This is a genomic window from Bradyrhizobium sp. McL0616, assembly GCF_049993385.1.
GTDB lineage: Bacteria > Pseudomonadota > Alphaproteobacteria > Rhizobiales > Xanthobacteraceae > Bradyrhizobium.
The window spans coordinates 1385936-1407515 of the sequence record NZ_CP188255.1 but is presented as its reverse complement, the minus strand read 5'-3'; the positions used below and the strand labels follow the sequence as shown (position 1 = coordinate 1407515).

General features: G+C 63.8%; 21 protein-coding genes. 7 read left to right on the top strand and 14 right to left on the bottom strand.

Annotation, left to right across the window (positions count from 1 at the left end; translation table 11 throughout):
* Positions 1–876, bottom strand: coding sequence for a UTP--glucose-1-phosphate uridylyltransferase GalU (gene galU, locus ACPPVR_RS06770; RefSeq protein WP_426613466.1), 876 nt, complete (start codon positions 874–876; stop codon positions 1–3).
* 204 nt (positions 877–1080) lie between these two features.
* On the opposite strand from galU, the gene ACPPVR_RS06765 reads away from it, so the two are divergent.
* Together ACPPVR_RS06765 and ACPPVR_RS06760 are read left to right on the top strand one after the other, a co-directional pair.
* Positions 1081–2457: a lytic murein transglycosylase gene (locus ACPPVR_RS06765; protein ID WP_426613465.1), complete on the top strand. Its 1377-nt coding sequence runs from the start codon at positions 1081–1083 to the stop codon at positions 2455–2457.
* A gap of 194 nt (positions 2458–2651) precedes the next feature.
* Positions 2652–4352, top strand: coding sequence for a DUF459 domain-containing protein (locus tag ACPPVR_RS06760; RefSeq protein ID WP_426613464.1), 1701 nt, complete (start codon positions 2652–2654; stop codon positions 4350–4352).
* A 152-nt stretch (positions 4353–4504) separates the two neighbouring features.
* Here the strand turns inward: ACPPVR_RS06760 and ACPPVR_RS06755 are convergent, their stop codons facing one another.
* Positions 4505–4879, bottom strand: a complete 375-nt coding sequence (locus ACPPVR_RS06755; protein ID WP_426613463.1) for a CsbD family protein — start codon at positions 4877–4879, stop codon at positions 4505–4507.
* A 60-nt stretch (positions 4880–4939) separates the two neighbouring features.
* Complete coding sequence (locus ACPPVR_RS06750; protein ID WP_426613462.1) at positions 4940–5677, bottom strand: SDR family NAD(P)-dependent oxidoreductase; 738 nt, start codon at positions 5675–5677, stop codon at positions 4940–4942.
* A 100-nt stretch (positions 5678–5777) separates the two neighbouring features.
* Here ACPPVR_RS06750 and ACPPVR_RS06745 point away from each other — a divergent pair, with 100 nt between their 5' ends.
* The gene (locus tag ACPPVR_RS06745) at positions 5778–6557 is read left to right on the top strand and encodes an SDR family NAD(P)-dependent oxidoreductase (protein ID WP_426613461.1); all 780 of its coding nucleotides are present in this window, start codon (positions 5778–5780) and stop codon (positions 6555–6557) included.
* A gap of 97 nt (positions 6558–6654) precedes the next feature.
* Entirely contained in the window at positions 6655–7542 is an 888-nt protein-coding gene (locus ACPPVR_RS06740; RefSeq protein ID WP_426613460.1) for a TauD/TfdA dioxygenase family protein, read from the top strand.
* A gap of 131 nt (positions 7543–7673) precedes the next feature.
* Here ACPPVR_RS06740 and ACPPVR_RS06735 read toward each other — a convergent pair whose 3' ends face one another.
* On the bottom strand, positions 7674–8318 hold the full coding sequence (locus ACPPVR_RS06735; RefSeq protein WP_426613459.1) for a YqgE/AlgH family protein: 645 nt from the start codon (positions 8316–8318) through the stop codon (positions 7674–7676).
* Positions 8319–8460: 142 nt separating this feature from the next.
* Between ACPPVR_RS06735 and ACPPVR_RS06730 the strand changes: the two genes are divergently transcribed.
* The 3 genes from ACPPVR_RS06730 (at position 8461) to ACPPVR_RS06720 (ending at position 11971) form a co-directional block, all read left to right on the top strand.
* Positions 8461–9300 carry a protein-disulfide reductase DsbD domain-containing protein gene (locus ACPPVR_RS06730; protein WP_426613458.1) on the top strand — a complete coding sequence of 280 codons (840 nt, stop codon included), beginning with the start codon at positions 8461–8463 and terminating at the stop codon, positions 9298–9300.
* A gap of 292 nt (positions 9301–9592) precedes the next feature.
* Positions 9593–10960, top strand: coding sequence for a polysaccharide biosynthesis C-terminal domain-containing protein (locus tag ACPPVR_RS06725; RefSeq protein ID WP_426613457.1), 1368 nt, complete (start codon positions 9593–9595; stop codon positions 10958–10960).
* A 186-nt stretch (positions 10961–11146) separates the two neighbouring features.
* Positions 11147–11971, top strand: coding sequence for a sulfite exporter TauE/SafE family protein (locus ACPPVR_RS06720; RefSeq protein ID WP_426613456.1), 825 nt, complete (start codon positions 11147–11149; stop codon positions 11969–11971).
* 126 nt (positions 11972–12097) lie between these two features.
* Here ACPPVR_RS06720 and ACPPVR_RS06715 read toward each other — a convergent pair whose 3' ends face one another.
* From ACPPVR_RS06715 to ACPPVR_RS06670, 10 genes are all read right to left on the bottom strand, one after another.
* The gene (locus tag ACPPVR_RS06715; RefSeq protein ID WP_426613455.1) at positions 12098–12886 is read right to left on the bottom strand and encodes a 3-hydroxybutyrate dehydrogenase; all 789 of its coding nucleotides are present in this window, start codon (positions 12884–12886) and stop codon (positions 12098–12100) included.
* A 1-nt stretch (position 12887) separates the two neighbouring features.
* Entirely contained in the window at positions 12888–14066 is a 1179-nt protein-coding gene (locus ACPPVR_RS06710; protein WP_426613454.1) for a DUF3734 domain-containing protein, read from the bottom strand.
* A 78-nt stretch (positions 14067–14144) separates the two neighbouring features.
* Entirely contained in the window at positions 14145–14648 is a 504-nt protein-coding gene (locus ACPPVR_RS06705) for a CAP domain-containing protein (protein WP_426613453.1), read from the bottom strand.
* Positions 14649–14737: 89 nt separating this feature from the next.
* On the bottom strand, positions 14738–15775 hold the full coding sequence (locus tag ACPPVR_RS06700) for a sulfate/molybdate ABC transporter ATP-binding protein (RefSeq protein ID WP_426613452.1): 1038 nt from the start codon (positions 15773–15775) through the stop codon (positions 14738–14740).
* The gene (cysW, locus tag ACPPVR_RS06695) at positions 15765–16676 is read right to left on the bottom strand and encodes a sulfate ABC transporter permease subunit CysW (RefSeq protein ID WP_426613451.1); all 912 of its coding nucleotides are present in this window, start codon (positions 16674–16676) and stop codon (positions 15765–15767) included. Before cysW ends, ACPPVR_RS06700 begins: the two co-directional genes overlap by 11 nt.
* Positions 16677–16686: 10 nt before the next feature.
* Entirely contained in the window at positions 16687–17472 is a 786-nt protein-coding gene (cysT, locus tag ACPPVR_RS06690; RefSeq protein WP_426616042.1) for a sulfate ABC transporter permease subunit CysT, read from the bottom strand.
* Positions 17473–17553: 81 nt separating this feature from the next.
* Complete coding sequence (locus ACPPVR_RS06685) at positions 17554–18567, bottom strand: sulfate ABC transporter substrate-binding protein (RefSeq protein ID WP_426613450.1); 1014 nt, start codon at positions 18565–18567, stop codon at positions 17554–17556.
* Between the two features lie 112 nt (positions 18568–18679).
* Complete coding sequence (locus tag ACPPVR_RS06680) at positions 18680–19405, bottom strand: phosphoadenylyl-sulfate reductase (RefSeq protein WP_426613449.1); 726 nt, start codon at positions 19403–19405, stop codon at positions 18680–18682.
* A complete protein-coding gene (locus ACPPVR_RS06675) occupies positions 19402–19917 on the bottom strand; it encodes a DUF934 domain-containing protein (protein ID WP_426613448.1) in 516 nt (171 codons plus the stop codon). Before ACPPVR_RS06675 ends, ACPPVR_RS06680 begins: the two co-directional genes overlap by 4 nt.
* Positions 19904–21559, bottom strand: coding sequence for a nitrite/sulfite reductase (locus ACPPVR_RS06670; protein WP_426613447.1), 1656 nt, complete (start codon positions 21557–21559; stop codon positions 19904–19906). The genes ACPPVR_RS06675 and ACPPVR_RS06670 overlap by 14 nt, the downstream gene beginning before the upstream one ends.
* Between the last annotated feature and the right edge of the window lie 21 nt (positions 21560–21580).

Genomic DNA, 21580 nt, shown 5'->3' with positions numbered 1-21580 from the left:
CTACTGCCCCAGATACTTCTTCATCTCCGCGATCAACCCGTCGCGCAGCTCCGGCCGCTTCAGGCCGTAGGCGATGTTGGCGCGGAGGAAACCGGGCTTGGAGCCGCAATCATGGCGCTCGCCCTCGAACTCGACACCGTAGAATTTCTGCGATTTGGCCAGTCCGATCATCGCGTCGGTGAGCTGGATCTCGCCGCCGGCGCCGCGCTCCTGGGTCTCCAGGATCTTGAAGATTTCCGGCTGGAGAATGTAGCGGCCGGTGATCGAGAGATTCGAGGGAGCGGTGCCCTTGGCCGGCTTCTCGACCATGCCGTCGACCTCGAACATCTTGCCGGTGCGCTTGCCCACGCCGCAGATGCCGTATTGATGGGTGAGATGGTCGGGCACCGCTTCGACCGCGATGACGTTGGATTTTTCGCCGAGCTTGCCGGCGGTCTCGATCATCTGCTTCAGGCAGCCGGGCGAATTGAGCACGAGCTCATCGGGCAGCACCACCGCGAACGGCTCGTTGCCGACGATGTCGCGCGCGCACCAGACCGCGTGTCCGAGGCCGAGCGGCGCCTGCTGGCGGGTGAAGCTGACGGCGCCGGCTTCCGGCTGGTTCTGCGCCAGGATCTCCTGCTCGGCCTTCTTGCCGCGCGCAGCCAGCGTGGCGTCGAGCTCGAACATCTTGTCGAAATGATCTTCGATGACGTTCTTGTTGCGCCCGGTGACGAAGATGAAATGCTCGATGCCGGCTTCCCTGGCCTCGTCATAGACGTACTGGATCAGCGGCTTGTCGACGATGGTCAGCATTTCCTTCGGCATCGCCTTGGTGGCGGGCAGGACACGGGTGCCGAGGCCGGCGACGGGGAATACGGCTTTGCGGATTTTCATGTGATTGATCGAATACCTTGGGGCACATGTGAAAGAAGCAATGTCATCTTGCTAGCCGTTTTGCAGCCGGCAACAAAGGCGGATGTAGGGCTCCCTCTCAGGGAATCTGAGAAAAAGGTCACCAGCAAAAATTCACCTTTGTTAAGATATTGGCAACCGTAACGAGGCCTCCTGATGGCGGATTTTCGCCCGGACAGGTGGGACATGAGGCAATTGGTGACAGCGGTAGCTTTATCTTTGACCGGCGCAACAATACTTGGGGCCGCGTTGCTGTTCCCTGTCTCCGCACACGCCCAGGCGCAAAACGGCCTGTCGAACCTGTTCGGCGGTATTTTCTCCGGCTCGAACCCGGCGCCATCGCAACCCGCACCCGGCCCTGGCGGCGCCCAGCCCTGGAGCGGCGAGGACGGCGCCTCCGGCCATCCGCTGATGACCGCGGCCGCGATCCGCGAGGCGGCAGGCAATTTCAACAATTGCGTTGCCGGGATGTGGCCTGATGCCGCACGGCGAAACATCACGCAGGAAAATTTCCAGCGCTTCACCGCAGGGCTCGCGCCCGACCTGCGCATCATGGACCTGATGGATTCGCAGCCCGAGTTCACCAAGTCGATCTGGGATTATCTCGACATCCTCGTGAACGACAACCGGCTCGCCAAGGGCAAGGAAGTCCTCGCCAAATACAAGGCGCAGTTCGACGCCACGGAAAAAGCCTATGGCGTCGACCGCTACATCATCGCCGCGATCTGGGGCATCGAGTCCAATTACTCGACGCAGATGGGTGACCGCAGCGTGCTGCAATCGACCGCGACGCTCGCCTGCGTCGGCCGCCGCCAGGCCTATTTCAAGGACGAGTTCCTCTCCGCGCTGGAGATCGTCAACCGCGGCGATTTGCGTCCAGAACAGATGCGCGGCTCCTGGGCCGGCGCCTTCGGCCCGACGCAGTTCATGCCGACCGCGTTCAAGCGGTTTGCCGTGGACGGCGATGGCGACGGAAGGCGCGACGTCGTCGACAATCCGACCGACCTGATCGCCTCGACCGCGAACAATCTGAAGAAGGACGGCTGGCAGAGCGGCCAGACCTGGGGTTTTGAGGTCGTGGTGCCGCAGGGCTTCAACTACATGCTGGCCGACCGCGCCAAGGCGATGACGATCGCGCAGTGGGAAAAGCTCGGGCTCAAGCGTCCGACCAATCAGCCCTTCCCGCATCCGGCGGAAAAAGCCTACCTGCTGGCGCCGGCCGGCGCGCAGGGACCCGGTTTCCTGATGCTCCAGAATTTCCGGGTCATCATGAAATATAATCCGGCCGAGGCCTATGCGATGGCGATCGGCCATTTCGCCGACCGTCTCCGGGGCGGCCAGCCCTTCGTGCAGCCCTGGCCGCGGCAGGAACGGGAACTGTCCCGCACCGAGCGGCTGGAACTCCAGCAGCTGCTGGTCCAGCGCGGCTTCTACAAGGGCACCCCGGACGGCCAGTTCGGCGGCCAGACCCGGGACGCGCTGCGCAACTTCCAGGCCTCGATCGGGGTGCCGGCGGACGGTTTTGCCTCCTCCGACGTGCTGGAACGGCTGCGCGGTCGGTAAAATCGCGCCGAAAGTAACCCTGAACAGGGATTTTGCCCGATAGCCTTGACGAGGGTGGCTGATCCCCGGTGTATGGGGCAAGAATCTGCAAGAGAATCTGCAACAGAATTTGCAATAGAATCTGCCCGTTTGCGGCCCGATTCCGTTATTATATCGAGCCTATTCCCGACCCCATTGCGCGTGCCCGAGATCGCATGTCGAAGCCAAAGTCTTTCTTCAAGGCGCTGACCGAGACCGGCCCGTTGATCGCGCTGGGGACGGCGCTTGCGATGCTGGTCTTGATCGCGGGGCCCGCTTCGGCGCAGTTCTTCAACTTCCCCGGCTTCGGCGGCCCGCCGCAACGCTCGGCTCCGCCGCCGCGAAACGGCGGAGGCGGCGGATGGTTCGGCGGCGATTTCTTTGCACCATTCCAGCAGCAACAGCAGCAGGCGCCGCGGCAGGATTTCTCGCGGGCGCCCTCGCCGGCCAAGCGCGAGACGATCCCCGACAAGAACGTGCTGGTGATCGGCGACGCCATGGCTGACTGGCTCGCTTACGGTCTGGAAGACGCCTACACCGAGCAGCCCGACATGGGCGTGATCCGCAAGCACAAGACCACGTCCGGCCTGATCAAGTACCAGCCGAAGGGCGAGCCGTCGGACTGGACAGCTGCAGCGAAGGGTATTCTCGAGACCGAAAAGCCCGACGTCATCGTCGTCATGCTCGGCCTCAACGACCGCGTCTCGATGCGCGAGCCCGCAGCAGACAAAGCTGACAAGGCTTCGGACAAGGACAAGAAGAACGACAAGGGCGCGCGCGCCAAGCCGCAGGGCAAGCCAGGTGACGCCAAGCCCGGCGATGCCAAGCCGGACACCGCTGCCAAGCCCGAGGACAAGCCGGCGGACACCGACCTGCCGCAGGACGACGCCGATAACGCCGATACGCCTGCGGCAACGCCCGAAAAGGCGGCGCGCAATCCGAATGGCCTCTACGAATTTCGCGACGACCGCTGGGTCGAGCTCTACAGCAAGAAGATCGAAGAACTGACCGCCTTGCTCAAGAGCAAGGGCGTGCCGGTGCTCTGGGTCGGCCTGCCCGCGATCCGCGGACCCAAGGGCACCGCGGACATGCTGTTCCTGGATTCGCTTTATCGCGAAGGCGCGGCCAAGGCCGGCATCACCTATGTCGACGTCTGGGACGGCTTTGTCGACGAAGCCGGCCGCTTCCTGCAGAAGGGCCCGGATTTCGAAGGCCAGATCCGCCAGCTCCGCAGCTATGACGGCGTCTATTTCACCAAGCCCGGCGCGCGCAAGCTCGCGCACTATGTCGAGCGCGAGATCACGCGCCTGCTCGCAGGCCGCTCCGGCCCGATTGCGCTGCCGAGCGAGCCCGCGACCCCCGACACCAGCGCCGAGCCCGGCAAGCCTGCGCCGCGGCCGCTGGCGGGCCCGATCGTGCCGCTGGTTGCGGCCTCGATCTCGACCGATCAATTGCTGGGCGGACCGGGCACGCGTCCTGCCGCCGTCGATGCACTCGCTGCGAAGACGCTGGTGAAGGGCGAGCCGCTGGCGGCGCCCGCAGGCCGTGCCGACGATTATGCCTGGCCGCGCCGCGAAGTCGGCCGCGAGCAGGCCAAGGGCGACACGCCGATGGCGGCGACGACGCCTGACGGTAGCGCTGCTGCTTCGGGCACGCCGGGCGCTGCGGCTGCGATCGCGCCGCCAAAGCTCGCGCCCAAGAAACCTACGGTGCAACAGCCGGCGCAGGCGGCGCCGTCATTTCGTGATTTCTTTGGCTTCGGCGCTCCGCAGCCGCCGCCGCGTCAATTTGCGCCGGCACCTGGGCCGCGCAATCCCAATCCCGCGATCCCGCGTCCGCCGGGTAACGTCGGGCGGTCGGCGGAAGTGATCCGGTAATTTGCTGAATTGATTTGAGATGTGATTCCGGGGCGCGCGACGCGCGAGCTATGATGCGCAATTGCGCATCTGAGAATCCATCGCGCCACCATCGATGTCGATGAATGGATTCCGGGTCGCGCCGAGCGGCGCGCCCCGGAATGACGACTGCCTCAGCCGTAATAACGCCAGCGCGGCGGCGGGCGGCGCGCGGGGCGCGACATCAGAAGCGCGAGCGCGAAGCCGATGCCTCCGGCGATCAGGAGTGACCCAAGCGGATTGTCCTGCACCTTCTGGGCGATCGCCTGCGAACCATCGCGCAAGGTTTCGCCCGGCTTGTCGTAAGCATCCTTGGCATAGCCGGCCGCAGTCTCGCCGGCGTCGCGCACGGCATCCTTGGCCTGGCCATAGAGATTCTGCACTGTGCCGGCGGCTTCGCGCGCCTTGCCTGACGCCTGTGTCTTTGAGTCGTCTGCGACATCGCCGACGGCGCCTTCGACGCGTCCGACAAATTCCTTGGCAGATCCGACAATTCGATCTTTGTCCATGACAGTCCTCCTCGGGGGTCAGCCGAGGTAACCGATCAGGCGCGGTGCAGTTCCAATCGCCTAAAGAATCAGTCCGCCGTCAACAACCAATGTCTGGCCGATGATGTAGGACGACAGCGGAGACGCCAGGAACAGCGCCGCGCCCGCCATGTCAGCCGGCGTGCCCAATCGGCGCAGCGGAATGCGCGCGAGCGCGCCTTCGAGCCGCTTGGGATTGTCGGTCGTCACCTTCGTCATCTTGGTGTCGACGAGACCGGGCGCGATGCCGTTGACGCGAATGCCGTCCTCCGCCCACGCCTCGCCCAACGTCCGTGTCAATCCGACCGCGCCGGTCTTCGACGCGTTGTAGGCGGGATTGCCCATGGTGGAATGATAGGCCGCAGTCGACGACACCATGATCAGCGAGCCCTTGGTATCCCGCAACATGGAATGAAAGCGCGTCGCGCAGGCCATCAGGCTCATCAGATTGACCTCGACGACCTTGCGGAAGCCGGTCATCTCGAACTCGCCGCGGCGATAGAGCACCGCGCCCTGCGCCAGCACGAGGATATCGAGACGGTCGAAGGACGGCTTGAACGCCTCGATCGCGCCGGCATTGCCGACATCGAGTTGCGCATAGTCGAGGCCGGTCAGATCGGAGCCTTCCTCCGCCGAATATTCCGCAGGCCGAGCACGCGTGCCGCACACCGCGACATGCGCGCCCCGGGTGCGGAACGCTTGCGCAATGCCGTTACCGATGCCGCTGGAGCCGCCGACGACCAGCACCTGCTTGCCTGAGAAATCGAGCTCGTTCGCCATCGCGGCCTCCCTTTTTGTTTTGCCTGTTTGACCTGTCTGCGGATCGATGCCAGCCTCGTCAATCTCATAACAAAAAACAAGCACGCCGCGAGGAAACAGCATGTCCGACTTCAAACAGCTCAGCCGTTCCGTGAAAGGCCTGACCGTTTTTGTCACGGGCGCGGCCAGCGGCATGGGACGCGCGACTGCGCGCGTGTTCGCCGCTGAAGGCGCGAACGTCGCCGTCACAGATTATGACGAGCAAGGCGCTCAAGCCGTTGCGAAAGAAATCGCAGCAAGCGGCGGAGCGACGAAAGCCTGGAAGCTCGACGTTGCCGACGGCGGCGAAATCAAGCGCGTGGTCAATGATGCAGCGGCATATTTCGGCGGGCTCGATGCCGTCGTCAACAATGCCGGCATCTCCGTTCGCGTTGCGATCGACGATGAGGCCTACGAAGACGCCTGGGCGAAGGGCATCGCGGTGATGCTGACCGCGCATCCGCGCATCATCCGCGCTGCGTTGCCTCACTTGCGCAAATCGAAAAGCCCGCGCATCGTCAACATCGCCTCGACCGAGGCACTCGGCGCCACCGCGCTACACAGCCCCTATTCGGCGGCCAAGGGTGGCGTCGCGAGCCTGACCCGTTCGCTTGCGGTGGAGCTCGGCCGCGAGGGCATCACCGTCAACTGCATTTGCCCGGGCCCGATCCGCACGGCGATCACGGATCGCATTTCGGAGGAGCACAAGACCATCTACGCCAAGCGCCGCACCGCACTCGGCCGTTACGGCGATCCCGAGGAGGTCGCGCACATGACGCTGAGCCTGTGCCTGCCGGCGGCGTCGTTCCTGACCGGCGCGGTGATCCCGGTCGATGGCGGGTTGATGGCGCGCAACGCGTAAGAGGCATGCGCGCCGAGCGTTGACATCTGCCGAAGCGGGAGTAATTTTTTCTTCAATAGAGCGGGGCCAACCGCTCGCGGTCCGCGGGAGAAACGCCATGACGATCGCCATCCGGCAGCTTCAGACGCATTTTGCCGGCGAGGTTTCCGGCCTCGACCTGCGCAAGCCTCTCACTGAGGACGAGGCGCGCGAGGTTGAGTCCGCGATGGATAAATACGCGGTGCTCGTCTTCCACGACCAGGACATCAACGACGAGCAGCAGATGGGATTCGCGCTGAATTTCGGCCAGCGCGAAGATGCCCGCGGCGGCACTGTCACGAAGGCGCAGGACTACCGGCTACAATCCGGCCTCAACGACGTCTCCAATCTCGGCAAGGACGGCAAGCCGCTGGCGAAAGACAGCCGCACGCATCTGTTCAATCTCGGCAACTGCCTGTGGCATTCCGACAGCTCGTTCCGCCCGATCCCCGCAAAATTCTCGCTGCTGTCGGCGCGCGTGGTGAACCCGAAGGGCGGCAACACCGAATTCGCCGACATGCGCGCGGCCTATGACGCGCTCGACGACGAGACCAAGGCGGAGATCAAGGACCTCGTCTGCGAACATTCGCTGATGTATTCGCGCGGCTCGCTCGGCTTCACCGAATACACCGACGACGAGAAGGCGATGTTCAAGCCGGTGCTGCAGCGGCTGGTGCGAACGCACCCCGTCCATCGCCGCAAATCGCTGTATCTCTCATCACATGCCGGCAAGATCGTGAGCATGAGCGTGCCGGAGGGTCGGCTGCTGCTGCGCGATCTCAACGAGCACGCGACCAACGCAGAGTTCGTCTATGTCCACAAATGGAAGCTGCATGATCTCGTGATGTGGGACAACCGCCAGACCATGCACCGCGTCCGCCGCTACGACCAGTCCCAGCCCCGCGACATGCGGCGTGCGACGGTGGCGGGAACGGAGCCGACGGTGCAGCAGCAAGCGGCGGAGTAGCTACGGCCAACGAACGTGGTCATCGCCCGCGCAGGCGGGCGATCCAGTACTCCGAGACGGTAGTGATAGAGCCGATGGGCCGCGGCGTACTGGATGCCCCGCCTTTGCGGGGCATGACAGCGAGGATGGCGCTACGCGTGCCCTGCCTCGTTCGAGAGCATGCCGGGATCGATGCCGATCTTGCGGAGCGCGCGGCCGTATTTTTCGTCGACGTCGTCGCCGAAGATCAGGTCCGCATCCGCGTCGCAATGCAGCCAGCCATTGCTCTGGATCTCGGTCTCGAGCTGGCCCGGCGCCCAGCCGGCGTAGCCGAGCGCGAGGATGGCGTGCTTGGGGCCGGAGCCGTTGGCGATGGCCCGCAGGATGTCGACGGTCGCGGTGAGGCAGACGCCGTCGTCGATCCGCAGCGTCGCATTTTCGATGTAGAAATCGCTGGAATGCAGTACGAAGCCGCGGCCTGTGTCGACCGGTCCGCCGCGGAGCACCTTCATGCTCTCGGCATTCTCCGGCAACTTGATGTGCTCGCCCTTCTTGACGATGCCGAGTTGCTGCAGGAGCTCGGGAAAGTCGATGCTGCCGGCCGGATGGTTGACGATGATACCCATCGCGCCTTCGGCGGAATGGGCGCAGAGGTAGATCACCGAGCGCTCGAAACGGGGGTCACCCATCACCGGCATCGCAATCAGCAGCCGGCCGTCGAGATAGCCGGCCGAATTCGGGAACGCCGGGCCTGCGCTCCGGGTGCTGCCGCCAGTTCTTTTGCCTACGGGAGCCATCGCTGAAGCACTCCGGTTTCAATTCCTATCCTGATGTCGGGCTCGGCCGCTGTCAAATCAAGGCTTGCAGAGACTTGATTGAAGTGCATCCATCACAAGCAATTCAATGGTTTGGCCCGGAACGACCCTGTAAAGACGTACCATGCTCAGCATAGTTCCCCTGCGTGCGGCGTTTGGCGTCGCGACAATCTTGCTCGCGTCGTCCCTAGCGTTTGCGGCGCGCGCGGACGACGCCTCGCCATGGCAGCGCGACGGACATTCGGCGGTGCGGCTGCTCGCGGGATCGCGCAGCGGAGCGGTCCTGCTTGGCGGTATCGCCTTCCAGATCCAGCCGGGTTGGAAGACCTATTGGCGCAACCCCGGCGATTCCGGCGTTCCACCACGGTTCGACTTCTCCAAGTCGGAAAATGTCGACGCCGTGACCATCATGTGGCCGGCGCCGCTGAAATTCGACGACGGCGCCGGCGGACATTCGATCGGCTATCACGACCAGATCGTGCTGCCCCTGCGCATCGTCCCCAAGACGGCCGACAAGCCGGTGACGCTGCGCGCCGAGATCAATTACGCGGTGTGCGAAAAGCTCTGCATTCCCGTCGAGGCCAATGCCGAGCTCGGCTTCAACAGCGTCGCCTCGACCGAGGACGGCGCGCTGTTCGCCGCGCTCGACACCGTGCCGAAGCCCGCGACCATCGGCGATCCCAGTCCGCTGACCATCCGTGACGTCAAACGCGACGGGCCTAAGAACGTGGTGGTCGATGTGGTTGCGCCGGATAAAAGCAGCGTCAATCTGTTCGTGGAAGGACCGACACCGGACTGGTCGCTACCGATCCCTACGCCGGTCGAGCACAGCCCGCCTGGCGTGAAGCGTTTCACGTTCGAGCTCGACGGATTGCCGCCGGGCGCCAAGCCCGATGGCGCGGCGCTGAAGTTCACTTTGGTCGGGCCGGAGAAGTCGTACGAGTTCAATACGAATTTGGAGTAGTCGTGCCAGCGGTAGTCAGGACGACAGCAAGAGAGTTGCTCTGCTAGCGCCATACGTTCAGCTGTCGTCCCGGACAAGCGCAGCGCAGATCCGGGACCCATACGCCGCAGCAATAGTTTTGCGAAAATTCGGAGTTACCAGCTTCGCGCCACAACTTCTCCCTGGGATTATGGGTCCCGGCCTTCGCCGGGACGACACCGGTGACCCAACCGAATCTTAACGAATCGTTGCTAATCCCCAAGGCTATCGCACAAGGCTGCCGCTGCATGCGGGACGCTGGGGACGCTTCGAATTGGCCGTGATGGATGCAGAACCTGCCTCGACCGGACCGGCCGGCCTGATCGCACGGCTGCGCGGCAAATTGGCGGGCGGCTCGAGCGAAGCCTCGCTGACGCGGCGGTTGGCCGGCACCATCTTCATGATCCGCGTGATCAGCGCGGGCCTTGCCTATTTCTCGCAAGTGCTGCTGGCGCGCTGGATGGGCACCTCCGACTACGGCATCTATGTCTATGTCTGGACCTGGGTGCTGCTGCTCGGCAGCATGATGGACTTTGGCATCTCGGCCTCCGCGCAAAAAATCATTCCGGAATATCGTACCAGCGGCGAGCATGCGCTGCTGCGCGGCTTTCTGTCCGGCAGCCGCTGGCTGACTTTCGCCGTGTCCACGCTGGTGTCGCTGGCGCTTGCCGGCATCGTAAAGCTGCTCTCGCCCTGGATCGATTCGGCCGAGCAGCTGCCACTCTATATCGGCTGCATGACGCTGCCCGCCTTCGTCGTCGCCAATACCCAGGACGGCATCGCGCGCTCGCATGACTGGGTGCAGCTCGGATTGATGCCGCAATTCATCATCCGCCAGACGCTGATCATCGGCATCACGGCCTGCGCCTTCCTGCTCGGCTACCATCTCGGCGCGGTGGCCGCGATGGTCGCGAGCGCCGGCGCGGTGTGGATCGCGATGACCGGGCAGATGGTGGTTCTGAACCGCAAGCTCGCCGATCATATCGAACCCGGCCCCAAGGCCTACGATATCGGCGGCTGGCTCGCCGTGTCGCTGCCGATCCTGCTGGTCGAGAGCTTCTACCTGCTGCTGTCCTACACCGACGTGCTGGTGCTTCAGCAGTTCCGCCCGTCCGACGAAGTCGGCGTCTATTTCGCGGTGGTGAAGACGCTGGCGCTGGTGTCGTTCATTCACTACGCGATGTCGGCGACAACGGCGCATCGCTTCGCCGAATACAACGCGCTCGGCGACAAGGCGCGGCTGTCGGCCTATGTCGCGCATGCCATCAACTGGACGTTCTGGCCATCGCTGGCGGCGACCGCCGTGCTGCTCGCACTCGGCAAGCCCCTGCTTTGGCTGTTCGGGCCGCAATTCGTGATCGGCTACGACATCATGTTCGTCGCCGCGATTGGCCTGGTGGTGCGCGCCGCGATCGGGCCGGTGGAGCGCCTGCTCAACATGCTCGGCCAACAGAAAATCTGCGCGCTGGCCTATGCGCTCGCCTTCGTGATGAACCTCGTGCTCTGCATTGCGCTGGTGCCGCGCTTCGGCGGCCACGGCGCCGCGGCCGCGACCTCGATCTCGCTGACCTTCGAGACCGTGCTGCTGTTCTGGATCGTGCGGCAGCGCCTCGGCCTGCACGTGCTGGCGTTTGGCAAATAGTCAGGCCGCCTCTCGCTCCCCCGAAAACGCTGTTTCACAGGAAGCCGGCGAATGGGGCAAAATGACTGCCCATTGCCCGATATAGGCACGATTTTTCTTATTCGACGGAAGCTGTTGCCTCCGAGGGAAAGTTTATTCTACGTCGTATTGCCCTGCTGACGAGATAAACTTAAGATTCCCCAGACCATGATTGATCCTCTCTACGTCGCCTCGGGATTTGGCGTCGGCCTCCTTGTTGGGCTGACCGGCGTGGGAGGTGGCTCGTTGATGACGCCGCTCCTGATCCTGCTGTTCGGCATCCACCCCGCCACCGCCGTTGGAACCGATCTGCTCTATGCCGCCGCGACCAAGACCGGCGGCAGCGTCGTGCATGGATGGTCGCGCAGCGTGCATTGGCCGGCGGTGCTGCGGCTCGCCTGCGGCAGCATCCCCGCAAGTGCGCTTACTCTGTTCGTGCTGTGGAAGCTCGATCTCAGGAACGATTCCGAGCGCAACCTCGTCAATGTGGTGCTGTGCTTTGCGCTGTTGCTGACGGCGACGTCGCTGATCTTCCGCAAGTCGATCATGGGGCGCTGTCGCCGGCGCCTGGAGCAGGTCGACGAGCGCACCACGGCGATTGCGACCGTGGTCACCGGGATCGTGCTCGGCGTCCTGGTCTCGATCTCGTCGGTCGGCGCCGGTGCGGTCGGCGTAACCGTGCTGCTGCTGCTTTACCCGCGCCTGCCGATGGCGACCATCGTCGGCTCCGACATCGCGCATGCGGTCCCGCTGACGCTGGTGGCCGGGACCGGGCACTGGATGCTCGGCTCGGTCGACTGGCACCTGATGGGCGTACTGCTGCTGGGTTCGCTGCCCGGCATCATCCTCGGCAGCTACAGCGCGACGCGCGTGCCGGAGACGGTGCTGCGGCTGACGCTCGCCTGCGTCCTTTTCGTGGTCGCCGGCCGGATCATGTTCGCGGAATTGAACTTGTCATCCGCGATCGTGACGGCTCTGGCCTGGAGCCATTGAACGAAAAGCTCGCTGTTATCGCCCGGCTTGACCGGGCGATCCAGTATTCCAGAGACGGCTGTAATTAGGCCGAGACGCCGCGGCGTACCGGATGCCCCGCCTGCGCGGGGCATGACGAAGAGCGCCCTACTCCGCCGTCCAGCCGCCGTCGATCGAGAGATTGGTGCCGGTGATCTGCGCGGCATCGTCGCTGCACAGGAACAGCGCGAGTGCCGCGACCTGCTCGGAGGTGACGAACTCCTTGGTCGGCTGCGCGTCGAGCAGCACGTCGTTGATGACCTGCTCGCGCGTGAGGTTGCGGGCCTTCATCGTGTCGGGGATCTGCTTCTCCACCAGCGGTGTCCAGACATAGCCGGGGCTGATGCAGTTGCAGGTGATCTTGTTGGTCGCGACTTCCAGCGCCACGGTCTTGGTCAGGCCGGCGATGCCGTGCTTGGCCGACACATAGGCCGACTTGAAGGGCGAGGCGACCAGTGAGTGCGCCGACGCTGTGTTGATGATGCGGCCCCAGCCGCGCTTCTTCATGCCGGGTACCGCGGCGCGGATTCCGTGGAACGCCGAGGACAAATTGATCGCGATGATCTGGTCCCACTTCTCGACCGGGAATTCCTCGATCGGCGAGACGAACTGGATGCCGGCGTTGTTGACGAGAACGTCGACGGACCCGAAGGTCTTCTCGCCGAGCGCGATCATGCCGGCGATCTCGGCCGGCTTGGTCATGTCGGCGGGCGAATAGATCGCCTTGACGCCAAAATCGGACTCGATCTTCGCGCGCTCTTTCTCGATGTCCTCGGGCGAGCCGAAGCCGTTGATGACGACGTTGGCGCCAGCCCCCGCAAAGGCGCGCGCATAAGCGAGCCCGATGCCGCTGGTCGATCCGGTCACGACCGCATTCTTGCCTGACAGACTACCCATATTATTCGCTCCTTTTTGGCGGGGGCGCGGTGACGTCCCCCGTGAGATCGTAGGTCACCATGGTCTCGCCGGACTGCGGCCGCTCGAGCCAGTCCTTGTGGCGCATCGACAGATGCACGTCGCGCACGCCGCTTTCCCAATGCTCGACCATGGCAACATGCGAGAAGTCGTAGTCCTTGGACGAGGATTCGTAGTTCTTGCTGCGGTAGATCAGGTGCACCACGGTCACGGTGCTTTCGCGCGACGCTTTCGCGAGGTATTCGACGGACGGATCGTTCTTCAGATAATCCGGCAATTTGCTGATCAGGTCGCGCACCGCCCTGCGGGCATTGTGCACCTGCTTGTTCTTGTCGGTGTTCATCCGCGTACGGCTGGAAAAGCGGATGTCCTTCTCGCGCTCGGCGGCCTCGAGCAGTGACGTCGGCAAATCGCCGCGGGCGCTGAACAGGTCGACCTGGAAGATCAGGAGGTCGCGATCGGTCTCCGCATCGAGCACGAAGTCGAGCGGCGTGTTGGAGGCGATGCCGCCGTCCCAATAGTGCTCGCCGTCGATGACGATGGACGGAAAGCCCGGCGGCAGCGCGCCGGAGGCCATGATGTGCTCTGGGCCGATCTTCTTGCCGAGTCTCTTGAACTCGTAATTGTCGAAATATTTGAAATTGCCCGAGGTGACGCCGACGGCACCGACCGACAGGCGCGTCTTGAGGTCGTTGATGCGGTCGAAATCGACCAGTCGCTCCAGCGTCTTCTTCAGCGGCGCGGTGTCGTAATAACTCTGCGCCTGCGGGCTGCCGGGGGGCCAGAGCGGCGCGGGAGGAAGGCGAGGCACGAAGAAGCCGGGCACGCCGAAGGTCGCGATCAGCGCGGCGCTGCTGGAGTTGAACAGCTCGCGGCTGTGATCGCTCTTGCCGATCGGTTTCCACGGCACCGGAGCCGAGACCATTTCCCAGAATTCCTTGAGCCGCTTGACCCGGGTTTGGCCTTCGTTGCCGGCGATGATGGCGGCGTTGACCGCGCCGATCGAGATGCCGGCGACCCACTCCGGCTCAAAGCCGGCATGGCACAGCGCCTGATAGCCGCCGGCCTGATAGGAGCCGAGCGCGCCGCCGCCCTGAAGAACCAGGACGCGTTGCGCATTGGCGGGGACGCTGGTGGATTCCGGGCTGGTATGATCAATCATGCAGGAACAATAGCAGATGGCGAGCGCCCGTGGCGACAGTTCGCCGCGGCGTCAATGCATTCCGGGATCAAGTCTGGCTTATCGGGGGTCCGTCGATGCCAGGATCATGGTCCAGAACACCTTGTACTTGGTGCCTGGAGCATAGCCCGCCGCTATGCCCAATTTTGTGACACCGCCCTTGAGCATGTTGGCGCGATGGGGAGGCGAGTCGCGCCAGCCGGAAAATGCTTCCGCCAGCGTATGATAGCCGGCCGAGACGTTCTCGACCGCCACGGTGGCCGGATAGGCGCCGGCACTCAAGCGCTTGGCCAGCGGCGCGCGGACGTCGTGGTCCATTTTGTTGGCAGCCGCCATGGCCTGGGACTGGGATTCCGCGAGCCGCATCAGGTCGGGATCGATGACGACGGTACCGAGGCCGTTGTTTTGGCGATACTGCGAGATCATGATCGCCGCCGCCTGCGCATCGAGCTTGGAGCCCGGCACGGACATATCGGCATACATGGACGGCTGCTGGACCGGCGCTTCATTGCCTGCACAGCCGGCGAGCAGCAATAGGATGAGAATTGCGGCCGCGGCGCGCATGAATCAGGCCCCCAAATGAGGGGCCGTTGTTGCATACCAACCGTGGCTGAAAGGTGAATTTTGAGGAAAATTTGCGCTGTCGTGGCGGCTCAGGCGCCCGCAAATATCCGGTAGCGACGGGGATTCAGCCCGATCGTGTCGCCGGCGCGCAGTTCCTTGTCGCGGGGAGCGTCGATCTCGATGGTTTCGCCGCCGAGCAAGGCGATTTCGGCGCGCTGCACGGGACCGAAATTCCGCACATGCTGCACGGCGCCCTCGAAGGCACCGCTGCCGGGCGGACCGACCAGCATGTCATGTCGCCGTACGAACAGTTTTGACGCGCCAGGCGCAAGGCCGTCTGCGGCCAGGGCCAGCGGCCGGTCGCCGAGCCTGATAACGCCGCCTTCGACCTGGACCGGCAGCTCGATGGATTCGCCGATGAAGCCGTGCACGAAAGCGGTCGCCGGGCTCTCGTAGACATCGTCCGGCGAGCCGATCTGCTCGATCTTGCCCTTGTCCATCACCACGACGCGGTTGGCGACTTCCAGCGCCTCCTCCTGGTCATGGGTAACGAAAATCGAGGTGACGTTGATCTCGTGATGCAGCGAGCGCAGCCATTTGCGCAGCTCCTTGCGCACCTTGGCATCGAGCGCGCCGAAGGGCTCGTCAAGCAGCAAGATGCGCGGCTCGATCGCGAGCGCGCGGGCGAGCGCAATACGCTGGCGCTGGCCGCCGGAAAGCTGGCTCGGATAGCGGTCGGCGAGCCAGTCGAGCTGCACGAGATCGAGCAGCTCCTTGACGCGCGCACGGATGGTCGCTTCGTCCTTGCGGATCGCGCGGGGCTGCACGCGCAGGCCGAAGGCGACGTTCTCGAACACCGTCATGTGCCGGAACAGCGCGTAGTGCTGGAACACGAAGCCGACGTGACGCTCGCGCGCGCCCTGCGCCAGCGCGTCCTCGCCGTTGAAGGCGACTTCGCCGGCATCGGGCCAGTCGAGCCCGGCGATGATCCGCAGCAGCGTGGTCTTGCCGGAGCCGGATGGGCCGAGCAGCGCCAGCAGCTCGCCGTCATTGACCTTGAGGTCGACGCCGTCGAGGGCTGCGAAGCTGCCGAACTTCTTGACGAGATTCCTGACTTCAATGGTCACGGGCGTCTTGTCCTTCGTCCAGATGACGTTCGAGAACAGTTTTCGCGATCAGCGTGATCAGCGCCAGCATCGCCAGCAGCGAGGCGATCGCAAAGGCCGCGACGAACTGGTATTCGTTGTAGAGGATCTCGACCAGCAGCGGCATGGTGTTGGTCTCGCCGCGGATGTGGCCGGAGACGACGGAGACCGCGCCGAATTCGCCCATCGCGCGCGCGTTGCAGAGCAGGACGCCGTAGAGCACGCCCCATTTGATGTTCGGCAGCGTGACGCGGAAGAAGGTCTGAAGACCGGAGGCGCCGAGCGAGATCGCCGCTTCCTCTTCCTGCGTGCCCTGCTCCTGCATCAGCGGGATCAGCGCGCGCGCGACGAAGGGGAAGGTGATGAAGGTGGTTGCGAGCGCAATGCCGGGCACTGCGAACAGGATCTGGATATCGTGATCGCTTAGCCAGCCACCGAAATAGCCCTGCGCGCCGAACAGCAGCACGAAGACGAGACCCGAGATCACCGGGCTGACCGAGAACGGCAGGTCGATCAGCGTGATCAGGAACGTCTTCCCCCTGAACTCGAATTTTGCAATCGCCCAGGCGGCGACGAGGCCGAAGACGAGATTGAGGCTCACCGAAATTGCCGCCACCAACAGCGTCAACTTGATCGCGGACAGTGCCTCTGGCTCGGCGAGCGCCGAGAGATAGGCAAGTATCCCCTTCGAGAACGCCTCGGCGAACACCAAGACGAGCGGCAGCATCACGAATACGGTAAGGAACGATATCGCCAGCGTGATGATGGCGATCCGTACCGCTTTCGGCTCGGTGCGAAGGTTGTTGCGCGCGGCGGCCGCATAGGTGCGCGCTTTCGCGTCGGGCGAGGAGAGCGGGACTGAATCGGCGAGCTGCATCGTCATCGCATCCCCCTCAATGCACCGGAATTCGGTTCTGCGCCCAGCGCTGCAAACGGTTGACCGCGAAGATGATGACGAAGGACACGACGAGCATGACGACCGCGATCGCGGTCGCATCGGCGTAGCGGAATTCAGAGAGCCGGATCACGATCAGGAGCGGCGCGATCTCGGAGACGTTGGGCAGATTGCCGGCGATGAAGATCACCGAGCCGTATTCGCCGACCGCGCGGGCGAAGGCGAGCGCGAGGCCCGTCAACAGCGCCGGTGCGAGCGAGGGCAGGATCACGCGAATGATGGTCTGCCAGCGGCTGGCGCCGAGGCTACCCGCGGCTTCCTCGATCTCGGCATCGATATCTTGGAGCACCGGCTGCACCGTCCGCACCACGAAGGGAATACCGATGAAGATCATGGCCACGAAGATGCCGAGCGGCGTGAAGGCGACCTTGATGCCGAGCGCCGCAAGCGGGGCGCCGAGCCACCCCTTCTCGGCGAACAGCGAGGTCAGCGCGACGCCGGCAACCGCGGTGGGCAGTGCAAAGGGCACGTCGACGATGGCATCGAACAGGCGCCGTCCGGGGAAGCGGTAGCGCACCAGCGCCCAGACGATGATGCTGCCCATCACCAGATTGACGCAGGCTGCCGCAAAGGCGAGGCCGAACGAGACCCGCAGTGCGTTCAGCGTACGGCGGCTGGAGAGGATGGCCCAGAACTGCTCGAAGCTTAGCTCAAACGATTTCAGGAACAGCCCGGCGAGCGGAATCAGGATGAGGACGGACAGCCAGGTCAGCGTCAGTCCCATCGTGAGACCGAAGCCCGGCAATGTCCGTCGTCGTGCTGTGATTGCGCTCACCAGGCCCCCTGCTAATCCGACAGCGCCCGATCAGTTCTTGTAGATCCGATCGAAGACGCCGCCGTCGGCAAAATGTTCCTTCTGCGCCTTGGTCCAGCCGCCAAACAATTCGTCGATCGTGAATAGCTCGACCTTTGCGAAGGAATTTTCATACTTCTTGGCGATCTCGGGATCGCGCGGACGGTAGAAATTGCGCGCCGCAATCTCCTGCCCTTCCTTGGTGTACCAGTACTGGAGATAGGCATCGGCGACATTGCGAGTGCCCTTCTTGTCGGCAACCTTGTCGACGATCGCGACCGGCGGCTCGGCCAGGATCGATTGCGGCGGTGCCACGATCTCGAACTTCTCCGGGCCGAACTCCTTCAGCGCGAGATAGGCCTCGTTCTCCCAGGCGAGCAGCACGTCGCCGACGCCGCGCTCGACGAAGGTCACGGTCGCGCCGCGCGCACCGGTATCGAGCACCGGCACCTGCTGGTAGAGCTTGCCGATGAAATCCTTGGCCTTGTCGACTGATCCGTACTTCTTCTGCGCATAGCCCCAGGCCGCGAGGTAGTTCCAGCGCGCGCCGCCCGAGGTCTTCGGGTTCGGCGTGATCACAGCGACGCCCGGCTTGAGCAGATCGTCCCAGTCCTTGATACCCTTCGGGTTGCCCTTGCGCACCAGGAACACGATGGTCGAGGTGTAGGGCGATGAATTCTGCGGCAGGCGCTTCTGCCAATCCGCCGCGGTAAGGCCTTTGCCCGCGATCGCATCGATGTCATAGGCGAGCGCAAGCGTGACCACGTCGGCCTGCAATCCGTCGATCACGGCGCGCGCCTGCGATCCGCTGCCGCCATGCGACTGCTTGATCTCGACGCTCTTGCCGGTCTCCTTCTGGTAGGCATTCGCGAACGCCTTGTTGAAATCGACATAGAGCTCGCGCGTCGGATCGTACGACACGTTCAGCAGATTGATGTCAGCAGCGAGAGCCGAGCTTGCCCAGACGCCTGCTACGAGCAGGCCAGCCGCGAGCGGAACGATACGGCGCATCATGTCCATCTCCATTCACCTCGACGACACCGGCGTCATCGATGGCACGCGGGCATAACTCAGGGCGAAACGCGTTCAAGTCAACGGAACCGGATTTTCTTGTTCGCAGCGTTGCAGCTCGACTGTGCTACGAAGTCTTCATCGTGTGGATGCCGCATTCTGTCTTGGCTCGGCCGCGCCAACGACCCGCGCGCTCATCCTCGCCCTCAGTCGTTCTGCTCGTGCAAGGCATACACCCAACCGAGAGAAAACCGGACTCCGCGAGTGGATGACGCGGCAATTTGGCGCGGACGAAAATCGCTTCGAGCTCCTCGCGCGAGACATTGGCGAAGGGATTGAATTTCAACAGCGCGCCGTCGGCCTCGACCACGGGGATGTCGGCGCGTGCGTTGCCCTGAAAGCGCTTGCGGCCGTTGAGCCAGGCCGAGAACGGCTTGAGTGCGCGTGCCAGCGGTTCCACCTTGCGGATGCGGCAGCAGGCGTCGGGATCGGAGAACCACAAGTCGCGGTCGGCATCCTCGCGCGACAGTATCTCTTCCGCGGGCTTGATCGAGCGGACGTCCTTCAGCCCCAGCGTCGCGATCAGCGTGTCGCGGTAGGTGAGCGTCTCCTCGAACAGCCAGCCGGTATCGAGGAAGATCACCGGGATCGACGGGTCGACATCCGCCATCACCTTGAGCAGCGTCGCCGATTCCGTTCCGAACGACGACACCAGCGCGAGCTTCTCGCGCCCAACCGCCTTCAGGGCCGCGGCGATGACCTCGGCGGGCGAGGCATTGCGCAAGCCGCGGTCGAGCTCCTCCGCTGAAGGCAGCCCAGAGACTGACGATACCTGGGGCACAAGTGCGTTCACGTGCCGACACCTTCGGAGTGGCGGAGCTGCATGCGCCGGTGCAGTGCCGTGATCCGGCCATCGCCGGTCGGCTGGTAGAACACCGAGTAGCGTTTCGCCGTCTGCATGAAGGCTTCGGCGTCGGCCTGCTTCTTGACCTCGAAGGAATCGAAGCCGGCGCGCAGCATGAACACGAACTGGTCGCGCAGCACCTGGCCGGTGGCACGCAGATCGCCGCGATAACCGTAGCGCTCGCGCAGCAGGCGCGCCTGGCTATAGGCGCGTCCGTCGCGGAAGCTCGGGAATACCAAAGCGACGGTGGCGATCTTGCCGAGATAAGGCACGAGCTCGGCGATATCGCGGTTGTTCGGCCAGATCACGCCGACCTTGCCGCCGCGCTTGAGCAATGCGTCCGCTTCGCTCAGGAACCGCTCGGCCGGCACCAGGATGTCGCCGCCCTCGGGCAGCGGCGTGTCGACGGCGAGCTTGACGAAGCTGTCGTCGGCGATCTTTCCGCCATTAACGAGTGGCATAAACGCGCTCCTTGAAGGGTTCGACGCCGAGACGTTTCACCGTGTCGACGAACAGCTCTTCCGGCCGCTCGCGCAGCGCCAGATAGGCTTCCACGATATCTTCGATGACGTCGGCGACCTCGTCGAACTTGACGCCGGGGCCGATCAGATTGCCGAGCGCGGCGCTCTCGTCGGCGCGGCCGCCGATGGTAATCTGGTAGACCTCCTCGCCGTTCTTCTCGACGCCGAGAATGCCGATATGGCCGACGTGGTGATGACCACAGGCGTTGATGCAGCCGGAGATGTTGATGTGCAGCCGGCCGATCAGATTGGCGAGCTCGTGATTGGCGAAGCGCCGCGTCAGTTCCTGCGCGATCGGGATCGAGCGCGCATTCGCCAGCGAGCAATAGTCGAGCCCCGGGCAAGCGATGATGTCGGTGATCAAATTGACGTTCGGCGTGGCGAGGCCAAGCTTGTCGAGCGCCTTCCACAGCGCTGGCAGGTCGCGCTTCGCAACATGCGGCAACGCCAAATTCTGCTCATGCCCGACGCGGATCTCGCCGAAGGAGTATTTGTCGGCGAGATCGGCCAGCGCATCCATCTGCTCGGCGGTGGCATCGCCCGGAGGTGCGCCGATCGGCTTCAGTGAGATCGTGACGATGGAGTAGCCCTGGTTCTTGTGCGCGGCGACCGAGTTCTTGCGCCATGCCTCGAACTCGGGATCGGCCGCGGCCTGCCGCAGCTCGTCCGGCATGTGCGGCAGCTTCTCATACGCCGGGTAGATGAAGCGCGAGCGGATGTCCTCGATCACCTCGTCGTCGATCTGGAGCGAGGAGTTGCGGATATGCTGCCACTCCTCCTCGACCTCGCGGGAGAATTTCTCGATGCCGAGCTCGTGCACCAGGATCTTGATGCGCGCCTTGTAGATGTTGTCGCGGCGTCCGTACTGATTGTAGACGCGCAGGATCGCCTCGATATAGCTGAGGAGATCGCGGCCGTGGACGAAGTGCTTGATGGTCTTGCCGATGAACGGGGTGCGACCGAGACCGCCGCCGACCAGAACCTCGAAGCCGGTCTCGCCCTTCTCGTTCTTGATCAGGCGCAGGCCGATATCGTGGACCTTGATCGCGGCGCGGTCGTGGTCCGACGCGGTGATCGCGATCTTGAATTTGCGCGGCAGGAACGAGAATTCCGGATGCAGCGTGGTGTGCTGGCGGATCAGCTCCGACCAGATGCGCGGGTCCTCGATCTCGCCGGGGGCGACACCGGCCCACTGGTCCGAGGTGACGTTGCGCATGTTGTTGCCGGAGGTCTGCATCGCATGGATGCCGACCTCGGCGAGATCGGCGAGCGCATCCGGCAGGTCCGAAAGCTTGATCCAATTGAACTGGATGTTCTGGCGCGTGGTGAAATGGCCATAGCCGCGGTCATATTTGCGCGCGACATGGGCGAGCTGCCGCAACTGGTTCGACGCCAGCGTTCCATAGGGAATCGCGACGCGAAACATGTAGGCGTGCAGTTGAAGATAGACGCCGTTCTGCAAGCGCAGCATCTTGAATTCGTCCTCGGTCAACTCGCCCGAGAGACGGCGCTGCACCTGGTCGCGGAATTCCGAGACGCGCTCGTTGACCAGCGTGCGATCGATTTCGTCGTAAGCGTACATGATTAAAGTGCCTTACAGCCC